At 45.2% G+C, this 25,264-nt stretch carries 28 protein-coding genes and 1 tRNA gene; 15 read left to right on the forward strand and 14 right to left on the reverse strand.

The features are described from left to right. Nucleotides 1–64: 64 nt before the first annotated feature. The 3 genes from GON05_RS24555 to GON05_RS24565 all read right to left on the reverse strand — a co-directional run bounded on the left by GON05_RS24555 (nucleotide 65) and on the right by GON05_RS24565 (nucleotide 3,805). The gene (locus tag GON05_RS24555) at nucleotides 65–484 is read right to left on the reverse strand and encodes a disulfide oxidoreductase (protein WP_127454697.1); all 420 of its coding nucleotides are present in this window, start codon (nucleotides 482–484) and stop codon (nucleotides 65–67) included. A gap of 114 nt (nucleotides 485–598) precedes the next feature. Next, nucleotides 599–1,750 carry a glucose 1-dehydrogenase gene (locus GON05_RS24560; RefSeq protein WP_157322751.1) on the reverse strand — a complete coding sequence of 384 codons (1,152 nt, stop codon included), beginning with the start codon at nucleotides 1,748–1,750 and terminating at the stop codon, nucleotides 599–601. Nucleotides 1,751–1,768: 18 nt separating this feature from the next. After that, nucleotides 1,769–3,805, reverse strand: a complete 2,037-nt coding sequence (locus GON05_RS24565) for a glycoside hydrolase family 15 protein (RefSeq protein ID WP_157322753.1) — start codon at nucleotides 3,803–3,805, stop codon at nucleotides 1,769–1,771. Nucleotides 3,806–3,975: 170 nt separating this feature from the next. Between GON05_RS24565 and GON05_RS24570 the strand changes: the two genes are divergently transcribed. Beyond that, entirely contained in the window at nucleotides 3,976–4,644 is a 669-nt protein-coding gene (locus GON05_RS24570) for a helix-turn-helix domain-containing protein (protein ID WP_157322755.1), read from the forward strand. Between the two features lie 118 nt (nucleotides 4,645–4,762). After that, the gene (locus GON05_RS24575) at nucleotides 4,763–5,878 is read left to right on the forward strand and encodes a phosphodiester glycosidase family protein (RefSeq protein WP_157323261.1); all 1,116 of its coding nucleotides are present in this window, start codon (nucleotides 4,763–4,765) and stop codon (nucleotides 5,876–5,878) included. 53 nt (nucleotides 5,879–5,931) lie between these two features. Here GON05_RS24575 and GON05_RS24580 read toward each other — a convergent pair whose 3' ends face one another. Together GON05_RS24580 and GON05_RS24585 are read right to left on the reverse strand one after the other, a co-directional pair. After that, nucleotides 5,932–6,303 carry a YtxH domain-containing protein gene (locus GON05_RS24580; protein ID WP_157322757.1) on the reverse strand — a complete coding sequence of 124 codons (372 nt, stop codon included), beginning with the start codon at nucleotides 6,301–6,303 and terminating at the stop codon, nucleotides 5,932–5,934. 14 nt (nucleotides 6,304–6,317) lie between these two features. After that, on the reverse strand, nucleotides 6,318–6,764 hold the full coding sequence (locus tag GON05_RS24585) for a DUF948 domain-containing protein (protein ID WP_157322759.1): 447 nt from the start codon (nucleotides 6,762–6,764) through the stop codon (nucleotides 6,318–6,320). Nucleotides 6,765–6,941: 177 nt separating this feature from the next. Here GON05_RS24585 and GON05_RS24590 point away from each other — a divergent pair, with 177 nt between their 5' ends. After that, on the forward strand, nucleotides 6,942–7,574 hold the full coding sequence (locus GON05_RS24590) for a bifunctional 4-hydroxy-2-oxoglutarate aldolase/2-dehydro-3-deoxy-phosphogluconate aldolase (RefSeq protein WP_157322761.1): 633 nt from the start codon (nucleotides 6,942–6,944) through the stop codon (nucleotides 7,572–7,574). Nucleotides 7,575–8,193: 619 nt separating this feature from the next. On the opposite strand, the gene GON05_RS24595 is transcribed toward GON05_RS24590, so the two are convergent. Beyond that, nucleotides 8,194–8,823 carry a helix-turn-helix transcriptional regulator gene (locus GON05_RS24595; protein ID WP_157322763.1) on the reverse strand — a complete coding sequence of 210 codons (630 nt, stop codon included), beginning with the start codon at nucleotides 8,821–8,823 and terminating at the stop codon, nucleotides 8,194–8,196. A gap of 84 nt (nucleotides 8,824–8,907) precedes the next feature. Continuing rightward, nucleotides 8,908–9,339 (reverse strand): DUF86 domain-containing protein, encoded by a 432-nt coding sequence (locus GON05_RS24600; RefSeq protein WP_157322765.1) that lies wholly within the window; start codon nucleotides 9,337–9,339, stop codon nucleotides 8,908–8,910. 351 nt (nucleotides 9,340–9,690) lie between these two features. On the opposite strand from GON05_RS24600, the gene GON05_RS24605 reads away from it, so the two are divergent. Next, nucleotides 9,691–10,923 (forward strand): Gfo/Idh/MocA family protein, encoded by a 1,233-nt coding sequence (locus GON05_RS24605; protein WP_246239451.1) that lies wholly within the window; start codon nucleotides 9,691–9,693, stop codon nucleotides 10,921–10,923. 71 nt (nucleotides 10,924–10,994) lie between these two features. After that, nucleotides 10,995–12,041: an acyltransferase gene (locus GON05_RS24610; protein WP_157322768.1), complete on the forward strand. Its 1,047-nt coding sequence runs from the start codon at nucleotides 10,995–10,997 to the stop codon at nucleotides 12,039–12,041. Between the two features lie 13 nt (nucleotides 12,042–12,054). On the opposite strand, the gene GON05_RS24615 is transcribed toward GON05_RS24610, so the two are convergent. Then, a complete protein-coding gene (locus GON05_RS24615; RefSeq protein ID WP_157322770.1) occupies nucleotides 12,055–12,720 on the reverse strand; it encodes a tetratricopeptide repeat protein in 666 nt (221 codons plus the stop codon). Nucleotides 12,721–12,894: 174 nt separating this feature from the next. Here GON05_RS24615 and GON05_RS24620 point away from each other — a divergent pair, with 174 nt between their 5' ends. Next, entirely contained in the window at nucleotides 12,895–13,158 is a 264-nt protein-coding gene (locus GON05_RS24620) for a hypothetical protein (protein ID WP_157322772.1), read from the forward strand. A 32-nt stretch (nucleotides 13,159–13,190) separates the two neighbouring features. Here the strand turns inward: GON05_RS24620 and GON05_RS24625 are convergent, their stop codons facing one another. Beyond that, a complete protein-coding gene (locus tag GON05_RS24625) occupies nucleotides 13,191–13,595 on the reverse strand; it encodes a hypothetical protein (RefSeq protein ID WP_157322774.1) in 405 nt (134 codons plus the stop codon). Nucleotides 13,596–13,658: 63 nt separating this feature from the next. After that, nucleotides 13,659–15,485 (reverse strand): ABC transporter substrate-binding protein, encoded by a 1,827-nt coding sequence (locus GON05_RS24630; protein ID WP_157322776.1) that lies wholly within the window; start codon nucleotides 15,483–15,485, stop codon nucleotides 13,659–13,661. Nucleotides 15,486–15,601: 116 nt separating this feature from the next. Between GON05_RS24630 and GON05_RS24635 the strand changes: the two genes are divergently transcribed. After that, on the forward strand, nucleotides 15,602–15,751 hold the full coding sequence (locus GON05_RS24635) for a hypothetical protein (RefSeq protein WP_157322777.1): 150 nt from the start codon (nucleotides 15,602–15,604) through the stop codon (nucleotides 15,749–15,751). Here GON05_RS24635 and GON05_RS24640 read toward each other — a convergent pair. Next, on the reverse strand, nucleotides 15,726–16,244 hold the full coding sequence (locus GON05_RS24640) for a VanZ family protein (RefSeq protein WP_157322779.1): 519 nt from the start codon (nucleotides 16,242–16,244) through the stop codon (nucleotides 15,726–15,728). The two genes, GON05_RS24635 and GON05_RS24640, sit on opposite strands and share 26 nt — an antisense overlap. A gap of 15 nt (nucleotides 16,245–16,259) precedes the next feature. Continuing rightward, nucleotides 16,260–16,547, reverse strand: a complete 288-nt coding sequence (locus tag GON05_RS24645) for a hypothetical protein (protein WP_157322781.1) — start codon at nucleotides 16,545–16,547, stop codon at nucleotides 16,260–16,262. Between the two features lie 199 nt (nucleotides 16,548–16,746). On the opposite strand from GON05_RS24645, the gene GON05_RS24650 reads away from it, so the two are divergent. The 4 genes from GON05_RS24650 to GON05_RS24665 all read left to right on the forward strand — a co-directional run bounded on the left by GON05_RS24650 (nucleotide 16,747) and on the right by GON05_RS24665 (nucleotide 19,913). After that, nucleotides 16,747–16,819: transfer RNA gene (locus tag GON05_RS24650), tRNA-Ala, on the forward strand. Nucleotides 16,820–17,927: 1,108 nt separating this feature from the next. Then, a complete protein-coding gene (locus GON05_RS24655) occupies nucleotides 17,928–18,455 on the forward strand; it encodes an ATP-binding protein (protein WP_157322783.1) in 528 nt (175 codons plus the stop codon). Nucleotides 18,456–18,487: 32 nt separating this feature from the next. Continuing rightward, nucleotides 18,488–19,531: an N-acetyltransferase gene (locus GON05_RS24660; RefSeq protein WP_157322785.1), complete on the forward strand. Its 1,044-nt coding sequence runs from the start codon at nucleotides 18,488–18,490 to the stop codon at nucleotides 19,529–19,531. After that, complete coding sequence (locus tag GON05_RS24665) at nucleotides 19,509–19,913, forward strand: ASCH domain-containing protein (RefSeq protein ID WP_157322787.1); 405 nt, start codon at nucleotides 19,509–19,511, stop codon at nucleotides 19,911–19,913. The genes GON05_RS24660 and GON05_RS24665 overlap by 23 nt, the downstream gene beginning before the upstream one ends. Before the next feature lie 316 nt (nucleotides 19,914–20,229). On the opposite strand, the gene GON05_RS24670 is transcribed toward GON05_RS24665, so the two are convergent. Next, nucleotides 20,230–20,667, reverse strand: coding sequence for an Rpn family recombination-promoting nuclease/putative transposase (locus GON05_RS24670; protein ID WP_246239413.1), 438 nt, complete (start codon nucleotides 20,665–20,667; stop codon nucleotides 20,230–20,232). After that, nucleotides 20,627–20,776, reverse strand: a complete 150-nt coding sequence (locus tag GON05_RS39425) for an Rpn family recombination-promoting nuclease/putative transposase (protein ID WP_246239414.1) — start codon at nucleotides 20,774–20,776, stop codon at nucleotides 20,627–20,629. Before GON05_RS39425 ends, GON05_RS24670 begins: the two co-directional genes overlap by 41 nt. Before the next feature lie 588 nt (nucleotides 20,777–21,364). Between GON05_RS39425 and GON05_RS24675 the strand changes: the two genes are divergently transcribed. The 4 genes from GON05_RS24675 to GON05_RS24690 all read left to right on the forward strand — a co-directional run bounded on the left by GON05_RS24675 (nucleotide 21,365) and on the right by GON05_RS24690 (nucleotide 25,032). Beyond that, on the forward strand, nucleotides 21,365–22,627 hold the full coding sequence (locus GON05_RS24675; RefSeq protein ID WP_246239415.1) for a P1 family peptidase: 1,263 nt from the start codon (nucleotides 21,365–21,367) through the stop codon (nucleotides 22,625–22,627). A 462-nt stretch (nucleotides 22,628–23,089) separates the two neighbouring features. After that, the gene (locus GON05_RS39430; protein WP_246239416.1) at nucleotides 23,090–23,233 is read left to right on the forward strand and encodes a hypothetical protein; all 144 of its coding nucleotides are present in this window, start codon (nucleotides 23,090–23,092) and stop codon (nucleotides 23,231–23,233) included. Between the two features lie 126 nt (nucleotides 23,234–23,359). Next, entirely contained in the window at nucleotides 23,360–23,833 is a 474-nt protein-coding gene (locus tag GON05_RS24685) for a CBO0543 family protein (RefSeq protein WP_157322789.1), read from the forward strand. Between the two features lie 545 nt (nucleotides 23,834–24,378). Beyond that, complete coding sequence (locus GON05_RS24690; protein WP_157322792.1) at nucleotides 24,379–25,032, forward strand: DUF1796 family putative cysteine peptidase; 654 nt, start codon at nucleotides 24,379–24,381, stop codon at nucleotides 25,030–25,032. The last annotated feature ends 232 nt before the right edge of the window (nucleotides 25,033–25,264 follow it).

Raw genomic sequence — 25,264 nt, forward strand, 5'->3', positions numbered from 1 at the left:
AATACGTTCAGTACTCCTTTCGACAGTGCTAGACAAATTACCTGCCTATTTTTGGAACATGGTGTTATTTCGTAGCTCGGTATGTCAAATATTGGAGAATAGTGATCAAAATAAAAGCCGTTCCGGCTAGCATAGGAATGGTGATAAAACCAAGCCAGTTCAAGTAATCTACATCACATGGAATCGGCCCGCAACCAGTCGCGGATTCGTGAAAAACCCCGGATTGAAGCAAAACGTGATAAACGGAAATACAGGCTCCCCAAATCGTGAGGGGTAATACATAAATCGTCAGCTTGTAGTCTCTGCGCACAGCAGCGATCCCCAGAATGATGGCCAGCGGATACATGAGAATACGTTGATACCAACATAGTTTGCAAGGTATAAAATGCATAATTTCCGAGAAATACAAGCTTCCTAATGTGGCAATTAAAGCAATCAGCCATGATAGGTGCATACCGTTTTCTCTTAAGAATTTTTTTGACATTTGTGCTCGTCCTCCCTTTCCCCATATTATAGAAAAATATAGGAGGGAAGTCTAACATTTTGGGTCAGGTTGCAAAAAAACCAAGCAGGCACTTCCCAACCTGCTTGGCTCTAATCATACCGAAAAACTGTACTCAACTTCGATCGTTTGTTTCACCAGGCCGCGCCACTGCTCCACCGGAACGATGTCGACAACCGCTTTGATCGGGATGCTTGCAAAGTCCAGCTTCGGCACGGCCTCCAGCTTCATCCGGTTGGTGACCAGCCGGTCAAGCCAACCGGAATACACCCGCTCCATCTGCTGCAGCCGATAGATGGCCGTCTCAAAATCCTTGCGTGCGGCATTCACCGAACCGATCACGCATTTGTTCTCCAGCACCATGCTCTGATTGAGCATGTCGGAGGAAATCTCCAGCTTGCGGTCAGCTGGCGTAACCCCGAGCAGCGCCAGCACGCCATTCGGCGCTAGCACAGCCATAGCCTCGAAGGCCAGCGGGCTGAAGCCCGTGCATTCAAGCACAAAATCTATCGGCTTACCGAGTCCCTCCGCGTAAGCCGTCAAACCGCCGTCTTCGTCCGCCGTTTGATACACGCCCCCGCAGTCCTTAACAAGCTGCGCTTGTAGGCTATCCTGCGGGGATCTCGACCAAACGTACACGTCCAAACCGAGCAGCCTGCACGTTATAGCAGCAAGCAGCCCTAAAGGGCCTGAGCCAAGGACAAGCGCTGTCTTCGGCTCCCAGATCAGCCGCTGCTGTACGCGCAGCACCTGATCCCACACTTTCTCTACAATACTCTGCGGCTCAACCAGAACGCCGTGCTCGAGCAGATCCGTAGGAACTTGTACGAGATAACGTCCGTCTTCTCTGTAATATTCGGAGAGAAAACCGTGGGCGCCTTTGATACCACGCTCCACAAATTCCCCGGTTTGACAGAAGTCTGAGTGACCGTTCCGGCAATTGACACAGCTTTGATTCCGGCAGGGCCGCCGGACAATGGCGGTCACGAGATCTCCTGCTTGGAATCCGCTCTCTGCGCCAGCTTCAGCAACAACCCCTAAAGATTCATGACCTGTCGTCAAGTCGTCCTCACCTTGCGGAGGAACACCGTATTTTTCCTGTAAAATTTCCTTATCCGTGCCGTCTAAACCTACTGCCAATACCTTGACAATAACCTCTTGCGGATGAGAAATCACGGGATCATCCACGGTTTCCAGAGCAATCGAAGGGTTACCTTGTCGCAGTTGTTTGACGCGAATCGCTCTCATCTCATCATCTCCTCCCAACTATTGAACAATTGGCTCCAACACTTTGTCTTCACTGGCATCCGCCGCTTGTTTGGTTCCTGTCGAGGTCATTTTTTTTAGTTTAGATAAATACTCTTGCGTAACTTTGATAAAAGAAGCGTGTGACCATGTTAAAGGCGAAACGGAAAGCGGCGCGCCTGTGAACGGATGTACCTGCTCCGCCATTGTGCCTGAGGGCAGCGCATGGTGTATTGCCCAGAACATCAGATTTTCCGCTTCTTGCAAATCTTCAATCACTTTTGCCGAGGCCACCAGCCATTCCGCATACCATAGCGTACAGATAAACCACGGATTGCCTGGCACCTTAGCGACATCATTCGTCACCTGATGGTAGTAGTCATTTTCATATCTGGCGATGCCGCCGATATCCGTATGTACCCACAATTTCTCTTTTAGAATCTTCATCGTCGCCACGAGCCTCGGATCCTCCAGCTCGAACAAGCCAAAATCGAATAACCCGTACATACTCATATCCATCGTATAGTCAGGCACATATTTATTTTCACCATAACTCCAATATAAAGCTCGCAAAAAGCGATTCTGATCAGCCGCAAACAACTGCTGTTCGGCAGCCTTTTTTACCTGATCCGCGATATCGGCATAATAAACGGCACGCGCTTTATCCTGGTGATAATCAGCGAAACGAGCGGCAGCAACCAGACCCGCATAGACAGAGGCAACGGTAAAGGCTAGCACACCATAGCGCTCTTCCCAAAGATCGTAGGAGGGCAGCGGAAGCCCGGATGCATCCCGATAATGAACGAGAAAGTCCGCAGCGGGTTTCACAAATTTCTCATAATCTTCACGGGAACGCTCTATCGTGCCTGCCAGCTTGTGATGATGCCACAACGTATACAGAACGAGTGCTGTTTCATCCTCTTGAATGGCCAGCTGCTTTTTCCCCTGACCGTCCACCCATGGGTGCCAGCTTGAGCCTACGGAGCTATCGGGGTTGTATTTGTGCATGAGATACCCTTCAGGCGTCAATACTTTTATGCAAAAATCAAAAAATTTCCTGGACAGATCATAATACCCGGCCCGGTCTAAGGCATGAGATACCAGTGCCCCGTCCCGCGGCCACATGTAGGAGTAGGTATCTTTGGCAAACTTCAAAATATCCGAGTCATTTGCTGCAATAATCGCGCCACGATTGTCAACATTCGTTCTAGTGATCAACAGGCATCTTTTGTAAAAGGAAGCCAATTCCGGCTTCAGCAAGCTAAGCTGATGAGCATCCTGGTTGACCCATCTTACCCAGTGATCATGGGTGCGCTGCAGCAAAGCTTGTGGCGACTCTGTGCGCAGCAAGCTTTCCAATCGCTCGACCTCCTGCTTCGTATGGCCGAAACAAACCCAGAACCACGCTTCTTTCGAGCTTTTGGGAGGCAGCATCATCGTCAACTCTAGCGTCCCGTCAACAGAACCCTGCGCAATCGGATTTCCCCCTAAATGGCCGTCTTCCGCATCACGCCATGTGCCTTCAAGGCCATGTATGCCTTTCTGCCCCGTTGCATAACCGCTGGGATACGGCTTATCGACATCTGGAGATAAACCCGACAACGACATATAACGATGCCCTTTATAAAACAGAAGCGAATTCAACTCCGGGTCAAAATAAATGGTATCGCCGACACCGTTGCCATAGATTTGCAAATCCAAATGAAAGTAAAGTTTGATCTCTCTTTCCTCATCAAAATGGTTTTCCATCATTATTTTGCGTAAAAAAATATTTTGTTGAACATCTACACCATCTCGAATAATGAAGCTTAATCCCAATCTCTCATGGGCGCATTCAACGTTCGTAACCAGCGAATCTTCTAGGTATTTCAGCTTTTTCGAAACTTCCGGATGGTCGATCCAGAAGAAATCTCGCGCACACCAAATACCAAAATGTGAAAGATGATCGCTAGATTGATTCTCTTGACCTACTAAAGGGTAATACATGTCACGAATATTATAAGCAGCGTCAAAATTAATGAGTACATTCCCGTTCCCAATGGGTAAATCTCTTGCCATGCGATCAGCCTCTTTCCATGATGATGCTACTAATTTTCCAATCGCCAAGCATAAATATGCACGCTGCCCACATGGCAGGGACTTCAGGGAAATAGCACCAATTCAAGCGTAAACATTTTCATTTCCACCAAACTCATTTACAATTAAACAATATGGAGGGATTCATCACTATGAAGCAATTAGAAGGATTCGGTAAATTTTTGGAAAGCTTACGGGGCAAAATGTCCCTGCGCGAAGCAGCTAACAAAAGCGGACTTTCACACGCCTACATCAGAGATTTGGAACTGGAGCGCAATCGCTCGACCAATGAAAAAATCAACCCATCGCCTGTTACGTTAAAAAAGCTGTCGGATGCCTACAACATTCCATACACCGATTTAATGGAGAAAGCTGGCTACCTCGAGAACGAGAGTGAGCAAGCAAGCAGCAAAGAAGCCTTGCAGGAACCGGTTTCCATGAACGATACATTATTTATTGAAGTCAGCTCGAAAGAAATGATTTATCATACCCGTTTTGAACGTATCAGCCAAGCTGTAAATTCGTTGCTTGATTTCAGTCTTTTCTTGGATAAGCTCGAAGAAATGGGCTTTAAAAAGATGGATACCGACCTTTTCGTCAATATGAATCATGTGCAAAAATATATTGAAAAAGAAGGTAAACTTTATTTTGACACGCTCGGCATTTCAAAATTTGTTGTTATTGCCGCCATCCGACAAAAGAAGTACCACGATCTCATTATTCGCAGCGTAGCCCGGAATACGGGAATGGGCTTGGAATTTCATTACGAGCGTCCTTCCGCAGCAGATTCATTGCTGTCTTCAGTAAAGCGCCCAATCTAATACGAATTGTTAAAAAGGAGTAAAGTTCATGAAGAATGAAACTTTACTCCTTTTTTTTCGTCTATCTATAAAGGTTGATTGCATTGATTTTTTGGTAGAGAGGGTTGGTAAAGAAATCATGGCTGTTCAACAGACCGCCTCCACGCAATCTCGACTAGCGAGAAAGAACAGAAAACGTTCTGTGGGCATGCGTTTTTTTCTGTATACGATTTTTAGTTTTGTCCTTCTTTCTATTCTGTCTTTATGTTGGTTTTTCCTTACAGCGTCAGGTACGACTGTTCGGCTCATGATGGCCGATACTTTGATTACAACCCAGCATCGCGATTGGGCCAAATATTTAATTGGCTCCGAGGAATTGCAGAAGCGCGTAGAAGCTTATTGGAAGAAGTTTGACGAAATGGGCGATGAGAAAGATAAAGGCATCGTACAGATTGAGCCTGTAAGTTCTACAGCCCCGACGGCGGCCGTCAAGAAGGAGCTCGTCACCATTGAACCCATTTCAGGGACGAATTTCAAAGGACAGCTTGTCACCATTTCGGATCCAAAGAAGCTTCGCATTGCTGTTCCTGATAAAGTGGGCAAAGGCGAGAAAGTATCCTCCATGGTCAAAAGAACGGGAGCGATCCTCGGCGTTAACGGCGGAGGTTTCATCGACCCGAACTGGGAGGGGAACGGATTCCAACCGGAAGGCATCGTCATGTCCGGGGGCAAAATCTTTTACAATGACAAAGGCATGAACGGCACTGTGCAAGTGGTTGGCATCGATAAAGAAGGCCGTATGATCGCCGGCAAATATAAAGTCTCCGAGCTGGTAGCGATGGGTGTTCAGGAAGCCGTTTCCTTTTCCCCGCGGTTCATTGTCAACGGAGTTGGACAAATCAAAAGCCAAGCGGACGGCTGGGGGATTGCTCCGCGTACCAGCATGGCGCAAACGAAAGACGGCTCCATTCTATTCGCTGTCATCGACGGCAGGCAGACACACAGCATAGGAGCAACACTGTACGATATTCAGGAGATTTTCCTGGCGCATGGCGCTGTCACAGCCGCTAATTTAGACGGTGGAGCTTCTACCGTTCTTGTGCATAATAATGCCATCATCAACAAGCCATCCAGTGAATACGGGGAGAGGTATCTCCCTACGGCATGGCTGGTCTTCGAACATCCGGAAACGGCTCCCATCAAAAACGTATGGGAAGGCTTGGATATTCGCAAGATTGATCCATCGAAGTGGTAAAGGCAAAAAGCAGCAAGCTCGAATTCATGAGCTTGCTGCTTTTTTGTTTTATATTAGCGATTTCCTAGGATGACTAAATCTTCTGCGGCTTCAGATGTTTCAACATCATCCTGCAATTCCACATCGTCAATCTTGGACTCTTTCCAGGAACGAACCGTGCCCACCACATTTGTTGCTGTGTCTTTTGCTTTGCCTACGAAATCAGATGTTGTGGTGCTAACGGATTTTGCAACCTCTTGCGTTTTTTGCGAGACCGAAGTTGCCAGTTGAACCGTCTTGTCGCTAACGGCTTTGGCATTCTCGGCAATGTCGCTTCTAAGCTCGCGTCCGGATTTCGGTGCGAACAGCAGAGCTGTCGCTGCGCCCAGTAAACCTCCAACAATCGCACCGATGAGAAGATCTTTACCTTTTTTTTCGCTTGCCATGTGAAATCCACTCCTTAATGGTCTGATTTGGCTTTCCGATTCGCCTGCCACCTCTGCCACAGCTCATACCCCGTCGTTGCCCACTCCATGACGTCCTCTATCCGCTTCTGGTGGGTATGTACAACCCTTTCCGCACCGTGAAGCGAATCACTCATCATGCGTGCACCTTTGCGAAGGACCGAAGCGACATCCCCTATAGCTGCTCCAGTCTTCTCGATGGAATGAACGGTTGACTCTAACGCCAGCACTTGCAAGTGCACCTCTTCGGTCAGCTGCCCCGCTTTGTTCAGCAATTGCTCAGCTTCCCCTGCTGCTTTGGCTACATGCTGTTCCGTTTCAGCGACCGTATCGCTAAGTTGTTGTAACAGCCTTTTTGCAGTAATCAGCATGCGAACGGCAAAAACGACGAGCACAATAAAAGCGACAGCCGAACTAACTGCACTAATCTCCATCCAAGTCATGACGAGCACCTCCCGAGTCTGCAAACTGCGTTGATCGATGGCGGCTTCTAGACGAATGCCTATGAATTACTACAGTATAGGTAGGAGCAGCTTGTTTTGACACAAAAAAACTGGAAAAATTTCAGGGACCTGTCATAATGAAAAGCAAATCGAACTTTGAACAACTGGAGGATCCACATGAATCGAGAGCAAGGATTGAAGGAAATTGAACGAACGCGCATTATCGCCATTGTTCGTGGCGTGAAAGAAGCTCACATTTTTTCCGTAGCGGAAGCACTCTTGAAGGGCGGAGTTACCGTTATGGAGGTGACGCTCAACACACCTGGCGCTTTGACGATGATTAGCGAGTTGCAGGCGAAGTTGGGCGAACAAATGTATATTGGCGCTGGCACCGTACTCGATGTAGAGGATGCGCAAAAAGCTGTACAAGCAGGCGCCGCTTTTCTGGTAACGCCGAATTTGGACGAGGACGTCATTCGTTATGCGAGCCGTGAGGGAGTTCCGATTTTCCCAGGAGCGATGACACCGACCGAGGTCGTCAAAGCATGGAAAGCAGGCGCTACAGCGATTAAAATTTTCCCGAGCGCGAGCCTGGGTCTCTCCTATATCAAGGAATTGATGGGACCGCTTGACCATATTCCAATGATGGCTGTTGGCGGCGTTACCGAAGAGAACATTAAACAATTTCTGGACCTGGGCTGCTACGGGCTTGGTATCGGCGGTTCGCTTATTAATTTAAAAGAAATCGAAGCCGGCCGCTTCGAGTGGGTGACAGACAAGGCTGCCCGGCTTATTGCGGCTTCGCGTTAAGTGCTGGACTGGTAGGAGAGGGGAATCAGTTGCTAATTTGATTCTTTCCTGCGCGGTTTGGGGACGGACGGAATGTGTCCGTTAGAATTGGCCGGCACGTACACTTAAGGTGGTTCCCTCTTGCTTCGGGGCCGCCGAGAGGTCCGGATTGGCTGGACGGGGCTGAACGCAACGGATCAGTACAAGATGAGACTGAACGGAGCTGAACGAGTGCCTACCAGATAGGCAACGTTAGTAGTGATCGCACGGTGTACCAACGATGCCCGACCGTCTAACGGACACAGCGGCCCTTATTCGGCGAAATTTAGCCGTTTTGAAAATCTAACGGACTCCAGCGCCGCTATTTGCTTGTTTCAGCCATGATTTCGCCCCGAAATCGCTAAATAAGGGTTCCTGTGTCCGTTAGAAATTAAACAGTGCAATTTTCACGATAATAGCGTCTGTGGAGTCCGTTAAAATTGTCAGGCGAGCGCGCGTAAGGTGGTTTCCTTTCCCATGCGACGGAACTGTAAGAAGAGTGTAGTTGCCCAGCAGCTATAAGAGATTGGTAGCGTTGACAAAGTTAGCAACCACAAGAAAAGGCTGTCCCAGAAGTATTCTACCTCCGGGACAGCCTTATTTATTTTTTACTAATGATATAGACGCACTTGTTCGCGCCTTTGGCTAAACATTCAGTGCGCTCCACGTTGGCGTCCAGCAAATTTCGGAACAAAGCAAGCTCACATTGGCAGGCCTGACCGAACGTATTCGCCACCTGGGAGATCGGGCAATTATGCTCGCTGAATGTATAGGCGTCGGCATCTGTCTGCGCCCAATCGACCATATACCCGTTTTCGTTCTGGATATGCGCTAATTCAGCTACGCGCTCTTCCAAGTTCTTATCCACCATGCGCGGCTGGTAGCGAGACTCAAGCTTATCCTGTCTGCCTTCAAAAAGCCGCTCTATCTTCTCATGCCCTTGATCTTCAAGTAACTCATCCAGTAAATCGAGTGTCAATTGCATATATTTCTTGGGAAATAATTCATCTGCCTTGGGAGCTAATGTGTAAACATTCGTAGGTCTCCCCATCGCCTGCCTGACAAGCTTCGTTTCGAGCAGATCGTCCTTTTCCATAGAATGAATATGCCGCCTGACGGCCATCTCTGTAATTCCGAGCTGTTTGGACATCTCTTGAACACTGAGAGGTCCCCCAGTTTTGAGCATGGAAAGAATCACTTTGCGTGTGGATGTCTCAAGTGTTTGATTCATTAGCTCACCTACCCTCGGAACAATCATTATGCTTCATTTTACAGCATCATATCGAAGTTGTAAATTAAGAAACATCTATGTATGTTATTCCAATTCACTCTTGATAAATGCCCTAACACTCGCAGCAAACTCTTCAAATGCCGCAGGAAGCTTAGGCAATACGGGATGCAGCGCTTGACGGTTCCAGTCCACAAAATCTTGCACGAGCGGCTTTCTCAGCTTCACAAGCTCAAGCAACGTAGCTGTCAATGATTCGGAATAGGCACCTTCGCCGTGTACAATTTCTACGATATCCTCGTAGCTGCTCGCATCTCTTAATATAAATGCGTCGATCAACAAGCTGCCCACATCGGTCACGGTTTCGATAGCCAAGTGGAGTACCCGCTCCTGAGCCAGCTGCCAAACGAGGCCGTTATCGCCTTGCTCCCACTGCTGCTCCAATTGTTTGACTGCATCGGTCAAATCCGAAAGAAATTGAATACGCGCATCAATCTGTTCATGATTAATAAAATACATCTGTCTATCTCCGTCCTCTTTTTCGCCATTTCGTCCAAATCAACATTGCAAAAAAAGTAATGATAACCAGGAAAATTAACAATACCGCTTGCATGAGATATTCGTAACTCATGTACTATCACCCTCTTGACTTTCGCTGTTTTCACTTCTATATAGTGTATCGCGCTAGCTGTAGAGCGTCAAGCAAGCACTCTTGCTGCAAAAGACTAGCTCATCTTACTGTGATTTTGGAAACCATATTGTTACTTTGGACTAAATACTTGACGCGCAAACCTCCTTACAATAAAAGAGATGTCACACATATCGGAAACAGAATTTGAAGCTTTCATTATAGGAGGAACTCTCGTGGGTATGAAAATAGGGATTGTTGGGGCTGGCCAATTCTCACAATGCTTCGTACAGCTGTTTCAAGCTCATCCTTATGTGGATGAGGTTGTTTTGGCGGAATTGCACGAGGATCGCCGCGAAAAATTTGCAAAAGCTTTTTCTCTCAAACAGACTTACGCTTCATTGGAGGAGTTGCTAAGCAGCGATGTGGATGCCGTTGCAATTTTTACACAAAGACATCTACATGGCCCTCAAACCATACAAGCTCTGCAGGCTGGCAAACATGTCTATTGTGCTGTGCCGATGGCGCAAAGCTTAGAGGAAATATCCGCCATTATCCAGGAAGTGCAGCGGTCCGGATTAATCTACATGACTGGGGAGACAAGTTACTACTACCCCTCTACGGTTTACTGCCGGGATCAATTCAAAGCGGGCCACTTCGGCAACTTTGTCTACGGTGAAGCTCAGTATTTGCATGATATGACGCATGGGTTTTACGATGCTTTCAAATATTCGGGCGGGAAGGATTGGAAGCAAGTGGCCGGCATTCCGCCGATGTATTATCCGACGCATTCCGTCTCTATGGTTCTGTCTGTTACCGGAGCTAAGGCAACCAAGGTATCCTGTTTGGGCTATGTCGACCAGCATGAGGATCGGATTTTTCGGGAAGGGGCTAACCTATGGGACAATACCTTCAGCAATCAGAGCGCTTTAGTGCGTACCTCAGATGGCGGAATGATGCGACTCAATGAGTTCCGACGCGTAGGCTGGGGAGGGAACAACAGCGTATATATGAGCATGTTCGGAACAAACGGCAGCTATGAGGAGCATGCGGGTGGTTCTGCGTGGACTTCTCTGAAATGGGGGGCGGTCGAGAATCTGACACCACAGCTTGCCTGCAAGGATCGGTATGTACATGTGAGCGATGCCAATATGAATCAAACGCTGCAAAACGATTTCCATGCCAGCCTTGCCAAGGTGCATCACAGCTTCCGTCTGCCGCATACCTTTGAGGGGCTTCCTAACGGGCACTTCGGCTCGCATCAATTCCTTGTTGATGATTATTTGAAAGCCATATACACGAAAAAATTGCCGCCAAATAACGCTTGGCGGGCGGCAGATTACTTGGCGCCAGGGTTGGTTGCTCATGAATCCTCCAAACGGGAAGGTGAAATGTTGGACGTCCCTGATTTCGGGTCTCCTCCATCCGAGTGGCAGCTGCTGGATCCAGACAGTTTTGTTGCTTATCGCGATTAATTGATGTGTATTGTCCTCCTTTTTCATTCATGTTACATTGGACAAAGTGAAAAAAGGAGAAGAATACCGTCATGCCGTCAAGACCCAAATTACCCGAGATCGACCTCATTCGCGCAATCGCCATCATCGCCGTCGTGCTTATTCACAGCACATCGGGCGCTACGCTGCTTCCCATCGGGAGCGGCTCGCAAACCATCTTTTTCATCCTGAACAAAGCCAGTTTATTCACCGTGCCGCTATTCATTTGGATCAGTGGCGTCGTGCTTTTTTATACGTATTATGATCGATGGGGCCCAGGAATGTCGCATGTTTTCTGGACAAAACGACTGCAAAGAATCCTGATTCCTTATGTACTGTGTTCTCTTTTCTATTATTTGTTTAACCAATTTATGTTTCATGGAACCGTTCGTTTTGACATGATTTACTTCATCAAACTGCTTATTTCGGGGAATGCCAGCTATCATCTCTATTATATGGTCATCATTGTTCAGTTCTACCTTTTGTTCCCGCTTCTGATCACGATGGTGAGGCGGTCAACTACGGTTCGCCGAGCGCTAATTCCGATAGGTATCGTTGTTCAAGCCGGAGCCTATTTTATCCATCATGAGGTGTATCCTTTGCCGGAATATGCCTCGCTTTTTGTCAGCTACACCGCGCTTTTCGCCTTTGGAGCTTTCGTGGGCATTCATTATTCGGCTATTGCTGCCTGGTCGGAACGTTACAGACACTTAACGGGAAGCATTATGTGCCTTGCAGGAGCCACATTCGTGGGAATGCTTCTTCTGCATCAGTATGGTCGGGCGAGCATCGGCAATAGTTGGTTTGAACTGGCGCTCCTCGTGTATTGCATGGCGGTTCCACTATGGGCCGTCCAATGGTCGCTAAGGCGTCTAGCCGCTAGCCCGAAGCTTAGCATTGTACTCACCGCATTAGGAGCCGCTTCTTTCGGCATCTATCTTGTGCATCCTGCGCTTCTTACGCTCTGGGGGCGCCTCACGCCGAACCAGGATCAGATCTGGCTCTATGATCTGCACACCATCGCCGCATTTTTCATCGGCGTGCTCGGCTCTTGGCTGCTCATACGAATGTACGCAGCTATGAAAAAAGGTTCCGCTTAACAGCGGAACCTTTTCATTTGAAGCGAGCGAGCATGGCCCAGCGACGCTGCTGTCTGCGGCTGTATCGCGGCAAGCCGCGGTAAATGTCCAGCGCTTCGCGGTACGTTGCTTTCGCATCATTGCTGCGCCCAAGCTGCTGATACAGCAAGCCAAGGCGGTAATACGCCTCAACCGAAGAGGAGTGCAGATCACGAAACTGCTCGATAAGCTGCGCAGCCCTTTCGGGTGCAACAGGCGCTAAAGCTTCCCCTAGGCGTAAATAGGCCTCGCCATATTTAACCCTCGGATTCAGCTCTACCGCTTGGAGCATGAAGCTCTCTCCTTTTTTCAAATCCCCCAGCTTCAGATAACAAAGTCCGATTTCGTAATGTACATCTGCGGAATCTTCCATAATGGGCAGCGCTTGTTCCAAGTAAGGAAGCGCTTCTTGGAATTTATTACGCTGCAGCAAGTTCCTTGCAAGCTCCAGCTTTGCAGACGTATGATGCGGGTTCGCATGCAATTCCGTTCGTAGCCTAGACGCCCTGCGCCTTAATTGAAATGGCTTAAAAATATTCGGCGTTAATCCGATAAATCTTCTATCTAACACATATAAAATGATTAATAGAATAAGAAGTGCAAGAAATGGATTGCCGACAAGTCGCCATAACAGGCCAAAAGCAAGAAATTTAAGCAGCAAAGTGATACCTCCTTTCAACTTCCTTATACTACCATAATATGAGGACTTTGGTCATCTCTTCCATAAAAAAAGCTTCCGTCCTATGACTAGCATATGAATGGAGGCTTCTTATGAATACTGATTCGAGATTTATTTCAAGCAATGCTATAATAAAAAGAAAAAGGGAGTTTCGATATGAACGAGGATCCACGCAAGGCCATATGGCTAAAAAGAAAACAGCTCGGCAGAAACAAATATTTAGTGAATTTCGGCCTTCTCCCCTGGGGTGTTGGGCTTACCGCCTTATTTAGCATCATTGAATTACTAAACACGCATGAGATTAGCTTAGTTTGGGTGCCTATTCGTTTAGTTTTGTTCTTTTTTATTGGTTTTTTCGTTGCGAATGGTCGCTGGATGGCGATGGAAAACCGTTACGAGCCTAGAAGTCGACGACCTTAACGGTCGTTTTTTTATTTGGTAGGAACAAAAAATTAATGCAAGTAGGTTTGGTCCTCCACATCTTCCGTATGAAATAAGGCTGCTGTGCGACTAAGTTGAAAATGCTCTTTCAACTCTTCGCGAATAGAGCCGAAAGCAAGGATTTCCTCTTCAAATTCTTCGCGTTTCCCCCATTTTTTCGATTCATGGGATTTCGTTCCGAACAACTCTTTGGAAACGTCTTCATAGGCATTGTGCAAATGATTATCATACCAATCAATTTCACGGGACAAGTTTTTGCGGTACACGTGACTCATCTCGAATTGACTCCCTTTGGTCGACGAGAACTCAGCAACCAACGTACCTGAGATACCTTCAGCGATGACTTCGACATCTGCGCACCACACATCGTGACGTTCAAGAAATCGAACAAGATTAGCCTCTTTTATTTTGCCCATACCCATGCCCTCCTGGTCAATTATGATTGTTACCAAGAGTATTTCCAGATAAGCCAAGATTTATCAAGTACTAGGCGTGAACCATATTTTCCGAAAATCAACCCAGCCCAAATCGTTAATACATACGCCTTTGATCGAATCATGATAGGTCGTTTGCTGAGAGCGGTGAAGAACGAACAAAAATGTTTTCTCCTCCTGAAGCACCTCAACCACCTCATGAAGTCTCTTAATCCTTTCGTCCCGGGATGCAATCGTGAGAATACGGTCGATTTCCGCATCGATCCATCCCATACGTTCCGGACTTAAGTGAGCCCGAACATAGCTGTTGCACTGTTTCAGCGTCTGAATAATATGAAGATCGTACTCACTCTCCAGACAAATGTGATAAAAAATGAGATCGGCCTCGTGAATCGTGTTCAGCTGCATCATTTCCCCCATGCCTCGGGTGGTGAGCTCGATGCGTATTCCAGCTTTGGCACACTGCGCACCAATCCACTGGGCATCTTCACTGTTATTGCTGTAGATGTACATTTGAATCGGCTCGCCGTTGTACCCCATCTCCTCAAGCAGGCGTTTCGCCTCCTCCACATCGGTGCGGTACTCTGCTGACGTACGTTTGAGATTCATCGTTGGCAAAAAAGAGCTGGCCGGCGCTTCCCTGAAGCCTCCAAGCTGTTCAATCATCCTTTCCCGATCGATGACCAAATCAATCGCCTTGCGAAAGTTCAGATGGCGTTGCGGCCCCATTTTGCCCTCATTAAACGTTAGCAAGCTGCAGCCCAGAATCGACTGCTCAATTTGATGCCATTCGGCATCTTTGCCGACGGCACCGGCCGGTTTACGGGAATTCGTATGATCGCACAACACCTGCACCATATCCCAGCTAGGTCCAACCTCGGACAGTTCATGCGGCAGCAGCCAAATTTCCAATTGATCCAGATGCGGCCTGACCCCAAAATAGCCGTCAAATGCCCGAAGCTTACAGATGTAATCATCATTTCGCTCCAGTTTGAACGGCCCGGTCCCTATCGGCATTCTTCCGAATATATTTTCGTTATCCCTGCAAATCTCCTCCGGCACGATCGCTAAAGAAGTATGTGCCAGCTGCTGCAGAAAAAGCTCATTGGGCTGCTTCAGTTCAATCGCAATAGCGCTTCGATTCAGCACCCGCATATTCTCGATGCTTTCCGTCATCCACCCTTGACAAGCCTTTGCGCCAAGTTCCTTGACTCTGGACAGCGAGTAATACACGTCGTTCGCCGTCATTTCTCTGCCATGATGAAACAGGACGCCTTTTCGCAAATAAAACGTATAGTGAAGACCGTCCTCACTTTTCTCCCAATAATGTGCCAAATGCGGCTCAGCTACCATCGTACCGGGATTGTACAGAACGAGCGTGTCAAAAATTTGATTCATCAAATGCGTGTCAAAAGCAAAAAAAGAAAAAGCCGGATCCAGCGATACCAGCCATTTGTACACTGGGAAACGGAGCGTATCCCTGGAGCACTCCGCTTGAACAACCGCGCGATAGCCGAAGTAGCTGAACAGCCAATCAACAAAAGAGTCCTGTAACGACTCTCCCCTGCCCAATTGGTGGATGAGTTCGATCGTTCCACGATAATCCCCTTGTGCCGCCAGTTCCATCGCCTGTTGGGACACCATGTCCTCCGCCGAAACCAGAAACGTCAGCTCGGATACGTTCCCTCGGCCTCTTCCGGGCTTCCAGGAAATCCAGTCCTGCTCCATCATTTTTTTCAGCAAAATCTTCACATTCCGTGTCGTACAATACATTCTTTCGGATAATTCTTCTAACGTAATAGGCTGCGGTTCATGCTCTATGTCATGGGCAAAGCTCGCTCGCAACTCCAAAAAATGAGATAACAGCTGCATGATCCACCTCCTTCTCCAAAAGGGGAAATTGTTAAAGTGAATTATACACTTTTTGTTCCCCTTATTCTAGATGTAAACTGGATCTAACAGGAAAAGAAAGGAAGGTGAATCGAATCATGCAACCATCCAACTTATATGTATCTGAGAAATTAATGCAGTGGCAGCAGCACGAATTGGAAGTCGAAGCTCGCGAGCTTTGGAAATTCAAATCCATCAAAAAAAGAAAAGTGTATATGATGATTACAAGTTTGTTCTTCTTCGTCTAATCGCAGCGCGGATCCCGAGAACCGCCAGCACCAAGAAAACAGCCAATAGTGCTCCTATGGAATCGACGACCACGTCAATCGCATGACCTGTGCGGCCTTCAATAAACGTTTGATGCCATTCATCGGTCACTGCATACAAAATCGAAATGATAAAGGAGGTGAGCAGTGCCATGTTTACTTGTACTCGTTTCGCAAGTAAGGCCAAGATCCAGAGCAGGGTAAGTAAAGCGAACTCGCTTACGTGCCCTGCTTTTCTTATGAAGAATTCGATAACGCCGGCGGGGTCCTGCCATGACAGTTTTTGCCCATCGTAGGTGAATGCCAAATACGGGGAGTAATTTAACAGAGGAGATCCACTAAGCTTTGATTCTAAAAGCGGACGCAGTGTCTGCTGCTGATAGGTCTGCCCTGACTTAAAAAAAATAAAGGCCATCCAGAGGACGGCAGCAATTGTAAATACATAAAAGTAAACCTTAGAAGAAGATTGCGTCATGAAGAAACCATCCCTCTACGAATTCATTTTCTTGCGAATGCTAAATAGCGCAAAAAACTCGATGACCATCAAATTCACCGCCGACACCCCATAAAACGCCATCCCAAACATCATGCGGAACGGATCCTCCGTCACTGATTTCCACCAAAATGCTGCAGCTAAAGTCAAAACAATATTTAAGGCTGTCGTTATCCAGAAAGAGAATCCGAGCCGGTTCGTTTTCCGCATTAACCACACGCCGATCACAAATGGCAATATAAAAGCTATTCCCAAGTAAACCCAATACAAAACCCCGTTTGACACTCTTTCGTCACTCCTACACGATCAACTAGTTTCTGTTACTAGGTTAGCATGAAAATGTGAATGAAAACAACGTTTGGCACCGTTTGCAACAGAAACGTCGCAGGCATAAAAGACAATATGAAATATCTGCACAAAGGGCTTGCCTGCTGCAAATATTTCATGTATAATACGAAAAGTCGACGTTGATACACGTCATTTCGGGGCCTTAGCTCAGCTGGGAGAGCGCATCGCTGGCAGCGATGAGGTCAGGGGTTCGATCCCCCTAGGCTCCATAATAGAAAAACCGCGGTCCTTCGGGATCGCGTTTTTTTGTATGGAGCTGTGGGGAGAGAACCCCGCTGGGTTCGTCCGCGCGGACGGAACGGATGAGTTGACTTCGTAGCTTTGATTCGAGTGTAGGAGCACGGCGTTTGAAGCTTCCGCTAGGCTTGGCCTCGTCGAGTTTGCTTCGTCAGCTATTTAAATCGAGATTCATACATCCCCCTAGGCTCCATACAATTAAAAAACTCGATCCCTTGGGATCGAGTTTTTTTGTATGGACCATGGGGGTGAGAACCCCCGAGGGTTCGCCCGCGCGGACGAACGGATGCGTTGACTTCGTAGCTTTGCTTCGAGTGTAGGAGCACGGCGTTTGAATCTTCCGCTAGGCTTGGCCTCGTCGAGTTTGCTTCGTCAGCCATTTAAATCGAGATTCATACATCCCAAGCATCACAACCATTTCGGTTGTGGTGCTTCTTTCTTTTGGAGCCGTGGAGAGAGAACCCCGCTGGCTTTGGCCCCGACAAGTGATAGCTCACATACTTCATTATAGATATGATTTCGGGACAACATTTGAGGTTTTCCTCGGCCATCGCAATTACCTCCTTTTCGGTCTGGAAAATTTTCCAAATGCTCATCTAGGTTAATTGAGAGCACTGGTTTACCGCGGTCGCCAGTCAGCATTAATCCCTTAACTCCACAGTAAATTATCGAACCCATCTAAACTATTTAAGGTTTCTCCCCCAATTCGAATCTTGCAGGTTTTATTGAAAATAAATAGCCTTTTATCTTTAAGCCTGGATTCCCTTGGGAATGGAGACAAATGGTCAGTCGAATCGTATGTACCCCTTAAACTAATGAGTATCTTCTTAAAACAAACGTCGATTGTAAATCGCTAGATACAACTTCTTTTTTTAGCAAATTTTTATCTTTTTCGACAAGATTCCCGTTTACCACGAGACTTTAGTAACTGTAAAATTAATGGTAATTAGGTGCAATGACACTGCAACTGCTGTCATGAGTGGATGATGAGATTCATCTTTAAAATGATTTTTTCTAAAAGGCTCATCTAGTAATTTGGCAGGCACTTTAAAGAAAATAACGCAAGGGAGGAATATTTCTATGTTATTTATAGGTGGAATTCACGGTGTGGGGAAAACTTATTTTTGTAATAAGTTATCTGTGTACTATAGCATCGAACATTACTCAGCAAGTAGTTTGATTTCCGAGGAAAAGAAAGAATTATTGGCTAAAGACAAGCGTGTTGACCAAATTGATAGGAACCAAGATCTACTTCTTATGGCTTTGAACAGAAAGGTAAAATTGCAAGAACGTTTTTTGCTGGACGGTCACTTTTGTCTGCTTAATAAAGTTGGAGAGATATCTCAAATTCCTTTTGAGACGTTTTCGGCACTTTCTCCAAAAGGGATAATCGTCTTGACTGATTCAATTGATACAGTCTCAGAGAGATTGCAAGCCAGGGACGGCCGGTCATATGAGAAATCTCTTTTAAACTCCTTCCAGAAAGACGAAGTAAATTACGCAGAAACTATTGCAAGTCGTTTAAATGTTCCTTTTTTAGTATACGACTCTTCAGATAAACCTGAGATATACCACGATTTTTTAAGTTTATTAGGATATCAAAAGTAATACAAATACTTAAACAGAAGGGGATATTGACTATGAGTGGTCTTTTAGAAAAAAAGAAATTTGATAAAATTAGATTGGATGATCCGTTTTTTAATTCATTAAAAGAAGACTACCCTGGATTTGATGTATGGTTCAACAAAAAGAAGGATGAGGAAGCTTATATAACATATGAAAATGGTGAGATTCAAGGCTTTTTATATTTAAAAAGAGAGAAGGGTCTGTTGGACGACGTAACTCCAGTGATAGAAGGTGAAGTTATTCTCAAAATCGGTACTTTCAAAATAAATCCACATGGCACTAGGTTAGGTGAACGCTTTATAAAAAAGGCGCTTGATTATGCCCTCTCCATTAAGGCTGAATTGTGCTATGTTACTATTTTCGAAAAGCATACAGCATTAGTACTTTTGCTAGAAAGATACGGTTTTTCAAGGCAAGGTTCTAAACCATCAAACAATGAACTTGTGCTAGTTAAAAACATGAAAATACTAACCGGCGACATATTAGATGATTATCCATTGATTAATACAAAAGGTAATGGAAAATTCCTACTCTCTATATACCCTCAATACCACACTAACATGTTCCCCGATTCAATTTTACATACTGAAAATTTGAACATACTTGAGGATGTATCTTATACAAATAGTATTCATAAAGTATATGTCTGTCGTATGAAAGGAGTATCTGAAGCGGCACGTGGAGATGTTTTTGCGATCTATCGTACCAAGACAGAAGGCCAGAACGCGGAATACACTTCTGTTGTTTCTTCTATTTGCGTTGTTGAAGAAATTCGAAAGCAAACTAGCTTTACAGATTTTGAACAATTCTTTAATTACGCAACAACATATAGTATTTTTGATCGAAAAGATTTACAATATTGGTATGAAAAAGGCGGTTGTTTTACCATCAAGATGACCTACAACGCTGCTCTCAGCAAAAGACTGATCCGAAAAAAACTTATCGAAGAAATAGGACTCGATAGAAATGCTTATCCGGGATTTGTCCGTCTTACTGACGAACAATTTAATCGAATTCTAAAAGAAGGTGAAGTACTTGAAGGTATTGTTGTCGATTAAACCTGAGTTTGTTGAACAAATCATCAAAGGTAACAAGAAGTTTGAATATCGCAAACGCATCTTTAAGAAACAAGTTGAATCTGTAGTGATTTACTCCACTATGCCGGTTGGGAAAATCATTGGAGAGTTTACCATTGATAAAATAATAAACGATTCCCCCGATGTTATTTGGGACCTAACGAATCGATACTCAGGAATTTCAGAGATTTTCTTTAGGGATTACTTCATTGATAAAATTGAAGGATTTGCCATTGAAATTAAAGAATTTCGAGAATATGAAACTCCTATCGAACCACAAGACATTTTTAAAGGTTTTGTAGCTCCACAATCTTACCGTTATATTGATGATGCAGAGTTAAGAATACTTACCAAGATTTCATAACAAAAATACCTTGTACATTCTAGGTGCAAGGTATGAGAACCCAGGTGGGTTCGCCCGCACGGACGGAACGGATGTGTAGACTTCGTAGCTTTGCTTCGAGTATAGGAGCACGGCATCTGAATCTACCGCTAGGCTTAAGCTCGTCGAGTTTGCTTCGTCAGCTATTTAAATAGAGATTCATACATCCCCCTAGGCTCCATTTTAGAAAAAACCTTGTATATCAAGGGTTTTCTATTTTTATCAGACAGTGCAAAAGCAACAAAGAAAAAGCTACCAAGGAGAATATCCCTGACAGCAGTAAGTTAATGAGCTTGAGTTAATTTTTTAAGTCCTCGATTAATATCCCGGTAAGCTCAGAGACCAATTTCAAATCCATGCCCTTTGCGAGCATTTTGGATGCAACCTCAAGTTTTCCCTTTCTTTCGCCTTCTTCTCTTGCTCCCTCTATAGACGAAGCCTTGTCATGCAAAGCCTTTTGTCTCATTTCATAAAACCGTCGCGCTTCTGTGTCTTGACTAGGGAATTCCAAAACAATCAACGCTTTGCCGAGTTCAGGTTCCTGCATTTTCAGCACCTCCCAATTATCTGTATTATCACTTATTGGTAAAGGTAACCAATTTAACAATCCGCCAGAAACGGCGCTCTGTTGATGATTCAATTTTGACAGCTCAAGAAAGTGTAATTCAAGATCGACTGTTAATGAAATGCCACTATTATCTTCCCGTAAAATGAAATATGTTATGACATCTGTCATTTGGAATGATGGAGAAGTTTAGAATATTAATTGTGACACACTTAATTAAATTCTTATATGGTTGCCCTTCCGCAAGCTGCCTAGCGTATTGCTTATTCCAATAATACAACGTTCGCTTCTCGTTGTCATAGCGGTTAAATAGCTACAATTGGATATTAATTAGCTTGCCCTTTACGGTTTTAGCTTGAATGTCATATCTGTCCGTTACTATTTTTCTCTTTTTAGATCAAATGATAACTGTAAATTCAATTCTACGCACTGATGTTTGCTTTTTTGCAAGACTTGATAAAGCCTAATTACATACTCCAGCCTCCGCTAGTTTTTTTCATACAATAATTATCTAAACTTAATCTTGGTTTAATCTTAATTCGTTACTCTAAAGACCACCCCACTGTTAGAGCATAAAGAAAATTGGACTTACAGCCCTAGAAAGCTGTAGGTCTAATTTTCATTTTCAAGAAAAAGCCGCTCAATCACTCCGCGCTCACATCCCCCCCCCTCTCACGACCACTATTTCCTCGGAAAGCTTTAATTTCGATCCCGAAGCAAATCTTTTTTATTTTTTAAATAAACAATCCGATTGAAAAAATTGCTTTTTATCAGAGCACATTTATCATCCCAAACATACAATTTATAGGTGAATGTCATCAAATAAGGCTTGAAGCAGTCCATACTGCATGAAATCGGAGATGAAATGATGGATAGAAAGAAAGCAAAATTGACCGCGAAAATCATACGCCCAGCGGATGCATCGCATGATGATAAGCGCAGGAACGCAGACAATACTAATCGATCGGCGAAATACTGGGGTTCTCCAGTTCGAATGAGGACTTCAGGAATTTACCGAGGCAAGGGAATAACTAAAAGATACAACACAGTTTTTTTCAATAGTGATAAAAATCCCGACCAGACCATATATCAAGACGATCGCAGTATACTTAATCAACCGATTGGGCCGAGTGCCAACAATTTAATTGGTCAGGGAACAAAAGTTCATCCCAAAGGGAGTATCACCGATGTTCCGGGTGTCCTAGTGGGGCATGCTGAGGATAAAAGCGGTCGTACTGGTTGTACGGTTATTTTATATCCTGAGGGCGCGGTTCCCGGCGTGGATGTTAGAGGCGGCTTTCCGGGTACGGAGCAGACAGATGCTATTAAACCTGGTACTTCAACGGACCTCATCCAGGGGGTTCTTCTTACTGGCGGCAGCAACTTCGGCCTTGCGGCAACAGCAGGGGTTGTGAACTGGCTTGCAGAGCATGGATATGGTACTCCGACAAATGTTGGACCACTTCCTACCGTACCTGCGGCTGTTATTTTTGACCTTTATTATGCGAAAGCCTCCCGCAGACCTGACGCACAGCTGGGCTACAAGGCAGCAAAAGCTGCAAAGGCCGGTACCGTGGCGCAAGGTAGTGTTGGTGCTGGAGCAGGTGCGACAGTAGGGAAAATTTATGGTACGCCAATGAAAGGTGGAGTTGGAACCGCCTCTTGGCAAATCCCGGGCGGGCCTATCGTAGCTGCTATTGTAGTAGTTAATGCTCTTGGAGATATTTGGGATCATGATCATATCATAGCCGGGGCGCTCAAACGTAATGGTAAATTCGTTAACCAAACCAGGGCAATTCTTGAAGGAATCCCCCCTATGCCGAGCTCGATCCAGAACAGGAGCACAACCATCGCTGTTATCGCAACCACTGCCAAACTAGACAAAGCTGAGGCAGGGAGGGTAGCGACACTCGCCCATGACGGAATGGCGCGAGCGATTTCACCGGTGCATATTCAAGCCGATGGGGATACTGTATTCTGTATAGCTACCAGAACCGATACTAGCGGACTTATAGGGAATGCTGCCGTGACCGCAGTCGGAACAGTGGCAGCGGTAGTACTTGAGCAGGCTATCGTTAGGGGAGTAATGGCAGCCCAAGCAGAAATTAAACATCAACAAAGTACAAAGTGAAATGATGTTTCTCCCCCGTATGATTCACCCAAAGCCATATAAAATTCCACTTAGCACTGCCTCCATATAAATTGAGTTATTTCTCATTCGCAAACTGTTGGTTCATACAGTACGTTTTTGGGATAGTGAAACTGACTACACTGAGAGGGCGCATCGCTGACAGCGATGCGCCCTAGGCTTTCGCCCATGCGAACGGAATAGATACGTTGACCTCACAGCTTTGCGTCGAGTGTAGGAGCACAGCATCTGAATTTACCGCTAAAATAAAAATCCGCGTGATACCCTCGAATATATATCGTTTTTCAGATAAAATATCGATATAACTAACGAGGAGGAAATGACTTGCCCACTACTCGACCAAGTTCAGATCTAAGAAATCATTACAACGAGATCTCCGAGTTTTGCCATAAATTTGATGAACCTTTCTGCATTACGAAAAATGGCTAAGGTGATCTTGTTGTGATGAGTATTGAAAGATACGAAAAAATAGTTGGTAAATTCGAGCTATATAAACTGCTGGATGAAGGTATAAAAGCTTTGAAAAAGCAGAAAGTACGACCTTTTCGTGAAGCACTCGCAGACATCCAGAAAGGTATTTCAGAGTGAGTTTAATGCCCTTACAATGATCCGGAGTCTTAAAGAAAAAATGAAATGGAGCAGCTTGCTCCGAACGATTAAAGCTCATCTTTTCGGATCATAATGGATGTATTACAAACATGGATGGTCATACTCATGGATACGATACTCCTTTGGTCCGCTTGGATCGTTACTGCGATTCTTCTGTTAATTTTTATCAACCGAAAAAACCTGATGCAAGCCATTCTAAGCTTTTTATTTATGCAAGTACCTTCCTGGTTGTTCGGAGCTTTAGTTGTCGAAGGCGGATTAATCGAGTATCCTGTCGGCATTCTACAAATGGCTTACAAAGCGAGTTTTACTTTTGAGTTTTTCATCTTGCCAGCTGTGAGTGCCATTTTTAACGTCTATTTCCCTAAGCAAAAATCATGGCTTGTTAAAACAATTTATACCCTTAGTTTTCCCACGGTAATTACAATAACTGAAGTCATTTTAGAGACTCATACCGAATTAATCAAATACATACATTGGACTTGGTACTTGAGCTACCTCACATTAACGATTACTTTATTAATTTCTTACTGGTTTTACCTCTGGTTTTTTAAAAAAATCAAAGAAAAATACCAGTAACTAAAACGAAAAAACACAGCATCCTCCCCGAAAGGAGAATGCGGCATCTCTATCATTTTCGACTCCATACAGACCAAGGCGTTCTAACTTGCGCATCCCACACCGCCAACGGTAATGGAAATGAAGCCATACGCCCTCCGCAAATGTCTCAAAAAAATGCCACGAAATCATCGACGGCCGGATCCAATGGTCGGTGATGGTCGGTTACCAAAAATCGGGCGTAGTCCATATTTTCGATTTACAACCCTTTTTCAAAAAATAACGGACACCAGAGCCATTAATAGACCGATAAAAGACCTAATTGCATGCAAAAGTCGCAAATAACTGCATTAAACGGTTTCCTCAACCGGGCGAGTTCTCCACTTCAATTGGCTTTTCGCTCTCTTAGACGTGTAGCGAAATTTCCGCCCTAATATCAGCACTAATGCCCGCAAGTCTACCATGGGATAATTTGTAAAAATAGTGACACTCACACCGGTTCATCTATCCAACCTTTTCCAACTAGATTTGAATCTAATATATAGTGGAAAGGTGGAGGATATAGGATGAACTTACAAGAGCTCAGCCGAACAACGTATGATTTAGTTGCAAGCTTGGGTCAAAACTGTGACCCGGCAGGTCACCTTAGAAGACACAAGTTAAGGAAATTTTCGATGCCTTTGGATTGGGTTATTTCTACATCGCTTACAGATGTAAATAGGTTACTAGCTAATAAATTCCAAGGATTTATGGACCTCTCAAACTTGCGAGTCATAGAGGGCAGTTCACAGTATGTCGATGAATTTGCAGCCGTTGTTCAGAAAGCCCCCTCTTATTTCATCCAAGACACGCACTATAATGTGACCTCCGTTCATGACTTTCCAATTATTCCAAATGAAAGTTGGTACTACACTTATCATGTTTATAAAGCGAAATTGAATTTGCGCATTCGACGGTTCCTAGAAGAATCCGCAGAATCCAACTCCTCACTTTTTGTTAGACTCCTTGCCACCTATGACCAAGCGGCCGAATTGCAAACTGTTTTGCGCAAAATTACCAATGGTGATTTCAAAATACTTATCGTTAATCCTATCGCGAATTTAGAGCGAGTTACCGAGTTAGATTGGGGATTGGATCATGTCTGTGTGGTCCAAATTCCAAGCACGAACAACTTGAAAGAATGGGATTATATTTTAAATGGACTTAAAATAAGACTGTAAGCTGGCGATCTTGCTAACCCGCGTCCCTTTTGGATCGCGGTTTTTTTGATTACTCTGCATGACCGCCTTGCGCCACGCCATGCGCCCTCGCCCCCATGCCTTTGTTGTACTCCGTACAACATAAAACAGCTTTATCCCCCACTACCTCGCTCTTCATTGCACAAACTACAATGAATTCAATCAAAATAGCATGAAAACCGCGCTATTCAGCCTTACTCGTTGTACTTCGTAC

The organism is Paenibacillus anseongensis (genome assembly GCF_009757995.1).
Taxonomy (GTDB): Bacteria; Bacillota; Bacilli; order Paenibacillales; family NBRC-103111; genus Paenibacillus_E; species Paenibacillus_E chondroitinus.

What these genes read in the sequence shown, in the direction of transcription:
- GON05_RS24555 (WP_127454697.1), bottom strand. Translation starts at nt 484, where the DNA reads ATGTCAAAAAAATTCTTAAGAGAAAACGGTATGCACCTATCATGGCTG.
- GON05_RS24560 (WP_157322751.1), bottom strand. Translation starts at nt 1,750, where the DNA reads ATGAGAGCGATTCGCGTCAAACAACTGCGACAAGGTAACCCTTCGATT.
- GON05_RS24565 (WP_157322753.1), bottom strand. Translation starts at nt 3,805, where the DNA reads ATGGCAAGAGATTTACCCATTGGGAACGGGAATGTACTCATTAATTTT.
- GON05_RS24570 (WP_157322755.1), top strand. Translation starts at nt 3,976, where the DNA reads ATGAAGCAATTAGAAGGATTCGGTAAATTTTTGGAAAGCTTACGGGGC.
- GON05_RS24575 (WP_157323261.1), top strand. Translation starts at nt 4,763, where the DNA reads ATGGCTGTTCAACAGACCGCCTCCACGCAATCTCGACTAGCGAGAAAG.
- GON05_RS24580 (WP_157322757.1), bottom strand. Translation starts at nt 6,303, where the DNA reads ATGGCAAGCGAAAAAAAAGGTAAAGATCTTCTCATCGGTGCGATTGTT.
- GON05_RS24585 (WP_157322759.1), bottom strand. Translation starts at nt 6,764, where the DNA reads ATGACTTGGATGGAGATTAGTGCAGTTAGTTCGGCTGTCGCTTTTATT.
- GON05_RS24590 (WP_157322761.1), top strand. Translation starts at nt 6,942, where the DNA reads ATGAATCGAGAGCAAGGATTGAAGGAAATTGAACGAACGCGCATTATC.
- GON05_RS24595 (WP_157322763.1), bottom strand. Translation starts at nt 8,823, where the DNA reads ATGAATCAAACACTTGAGACATCCACACGCAAAGTGATTCTTTCCATG.
- GON05_RS24600 (WP_157322765.1), bottom strand. Translation starts at nt 9,339, where the DNA reads ATGTATTTTATTAATCATGAACAGATTGATGCGCGTATTCAATTTCTT.
- GON05_RS24605 (WP_246239451.1), top strand. Translation starts at nt 9,691, where the DNA reads ATGAAAATAGGGATTGTTGGGGCTGGCCAATTCTCACAATGCTTCGTA.
- GON05_RS24610 (WP_157322768.1), top strand. Translation starts at nt 10,995, where the DNA reads ATGCCGTCAAGACCCAAATTACCCGAGATCGACCTCATTCGCGCAATC.
- GON05_RS24620 (WP_157322772.1), top strand. Translation starts at nt 12,895, where the DNA reads ATGAACGAGGATCCACGCAAGGCCATATGGCTAAAAAGAAAACAGCTC.
- GON05_RS24625 (WP_157322774.1), bottom strand. Translation starts at nt 13,595, where the DNA reads ATGGGCAAAATAAAAGAGGCTAATCTTGTTCGATTTCTTGAACGTCAC.
- GON05_RS24630 (WP_157322776.1), bottom strand. Translation starts at nt 15,485, where the DNA reads ATGCAGCTGTTATCTCATTTTTTGGAGTTGCGAGCGAGCTTTGCCCAT.
- GON05_RS24635 (WP_157322777.1), top strand. Translation starts at nt 15,602, where the DNA reads ATGCAACCATCCAACTTATATGTATCTGAGAAATTAATGCAGTGGCAG.
- GON05_RS24640 (WP_157322779.1), bottom strand. Translation starts at nt 16,244, where the DNA reads ATGACGCAATCTTCTTCTAAGGTTTACTTTTATGTATTTACAATTGCT.
- GON05_RS24655 (WP_157322783.1), top strand. Translation starts at nt 17,928, where the DNA reads ATGTTATTTATAGGTGGAATTCACGGTGTGGGGAAAACTTATTTTTGT.
- GON05_RS24660 (WP_157322785.1), top strand. Translation starts at nt 18,488, where the DNA reads ATGAGTGGTCTTTTAGAAAAAAAGAAATTTGATAAAATTAGATTGGAT.
- GON05_RS24670 (WP_246239413.1), bottom strand. Translation starts at nt 20,667, where the DNA reads ATGACAGATGTCATAACATATTTCATTTTACGGGAAGATAATAGTGGC.
- GON05_RS24675 (WP_246239415.1), top strand. Translation starts at nt 21,365, where the DNA reads ATGGATAGAAAGAAAGCAAAATTGACCGCGAAAATCATACGCCCAGCG.
- GON05_RS39430 (WP_246239416.1), top strand. Translation starts at nt 23,090, where the DNA reads ATGAGTATTGAAAGATACGAAAAAATAGTTGGTAAATTCGAGCTATAT.
- GON05_RS24685 (WP_157322789.1), top strand. Translation starts at nt 23,360, where the DNA reads ATGGATACGATACTCCTTTGGTCCGCTTGGATCGTTACTGCGATTCTT.
- GON05_RS24690 (WP_157322792.1), top strand. Translation starts at nt 24,379, where the DNA reads ATGAACTTACAAGAGCTCAGCCGAACAACGTATGATTTAGTTGCAAGC.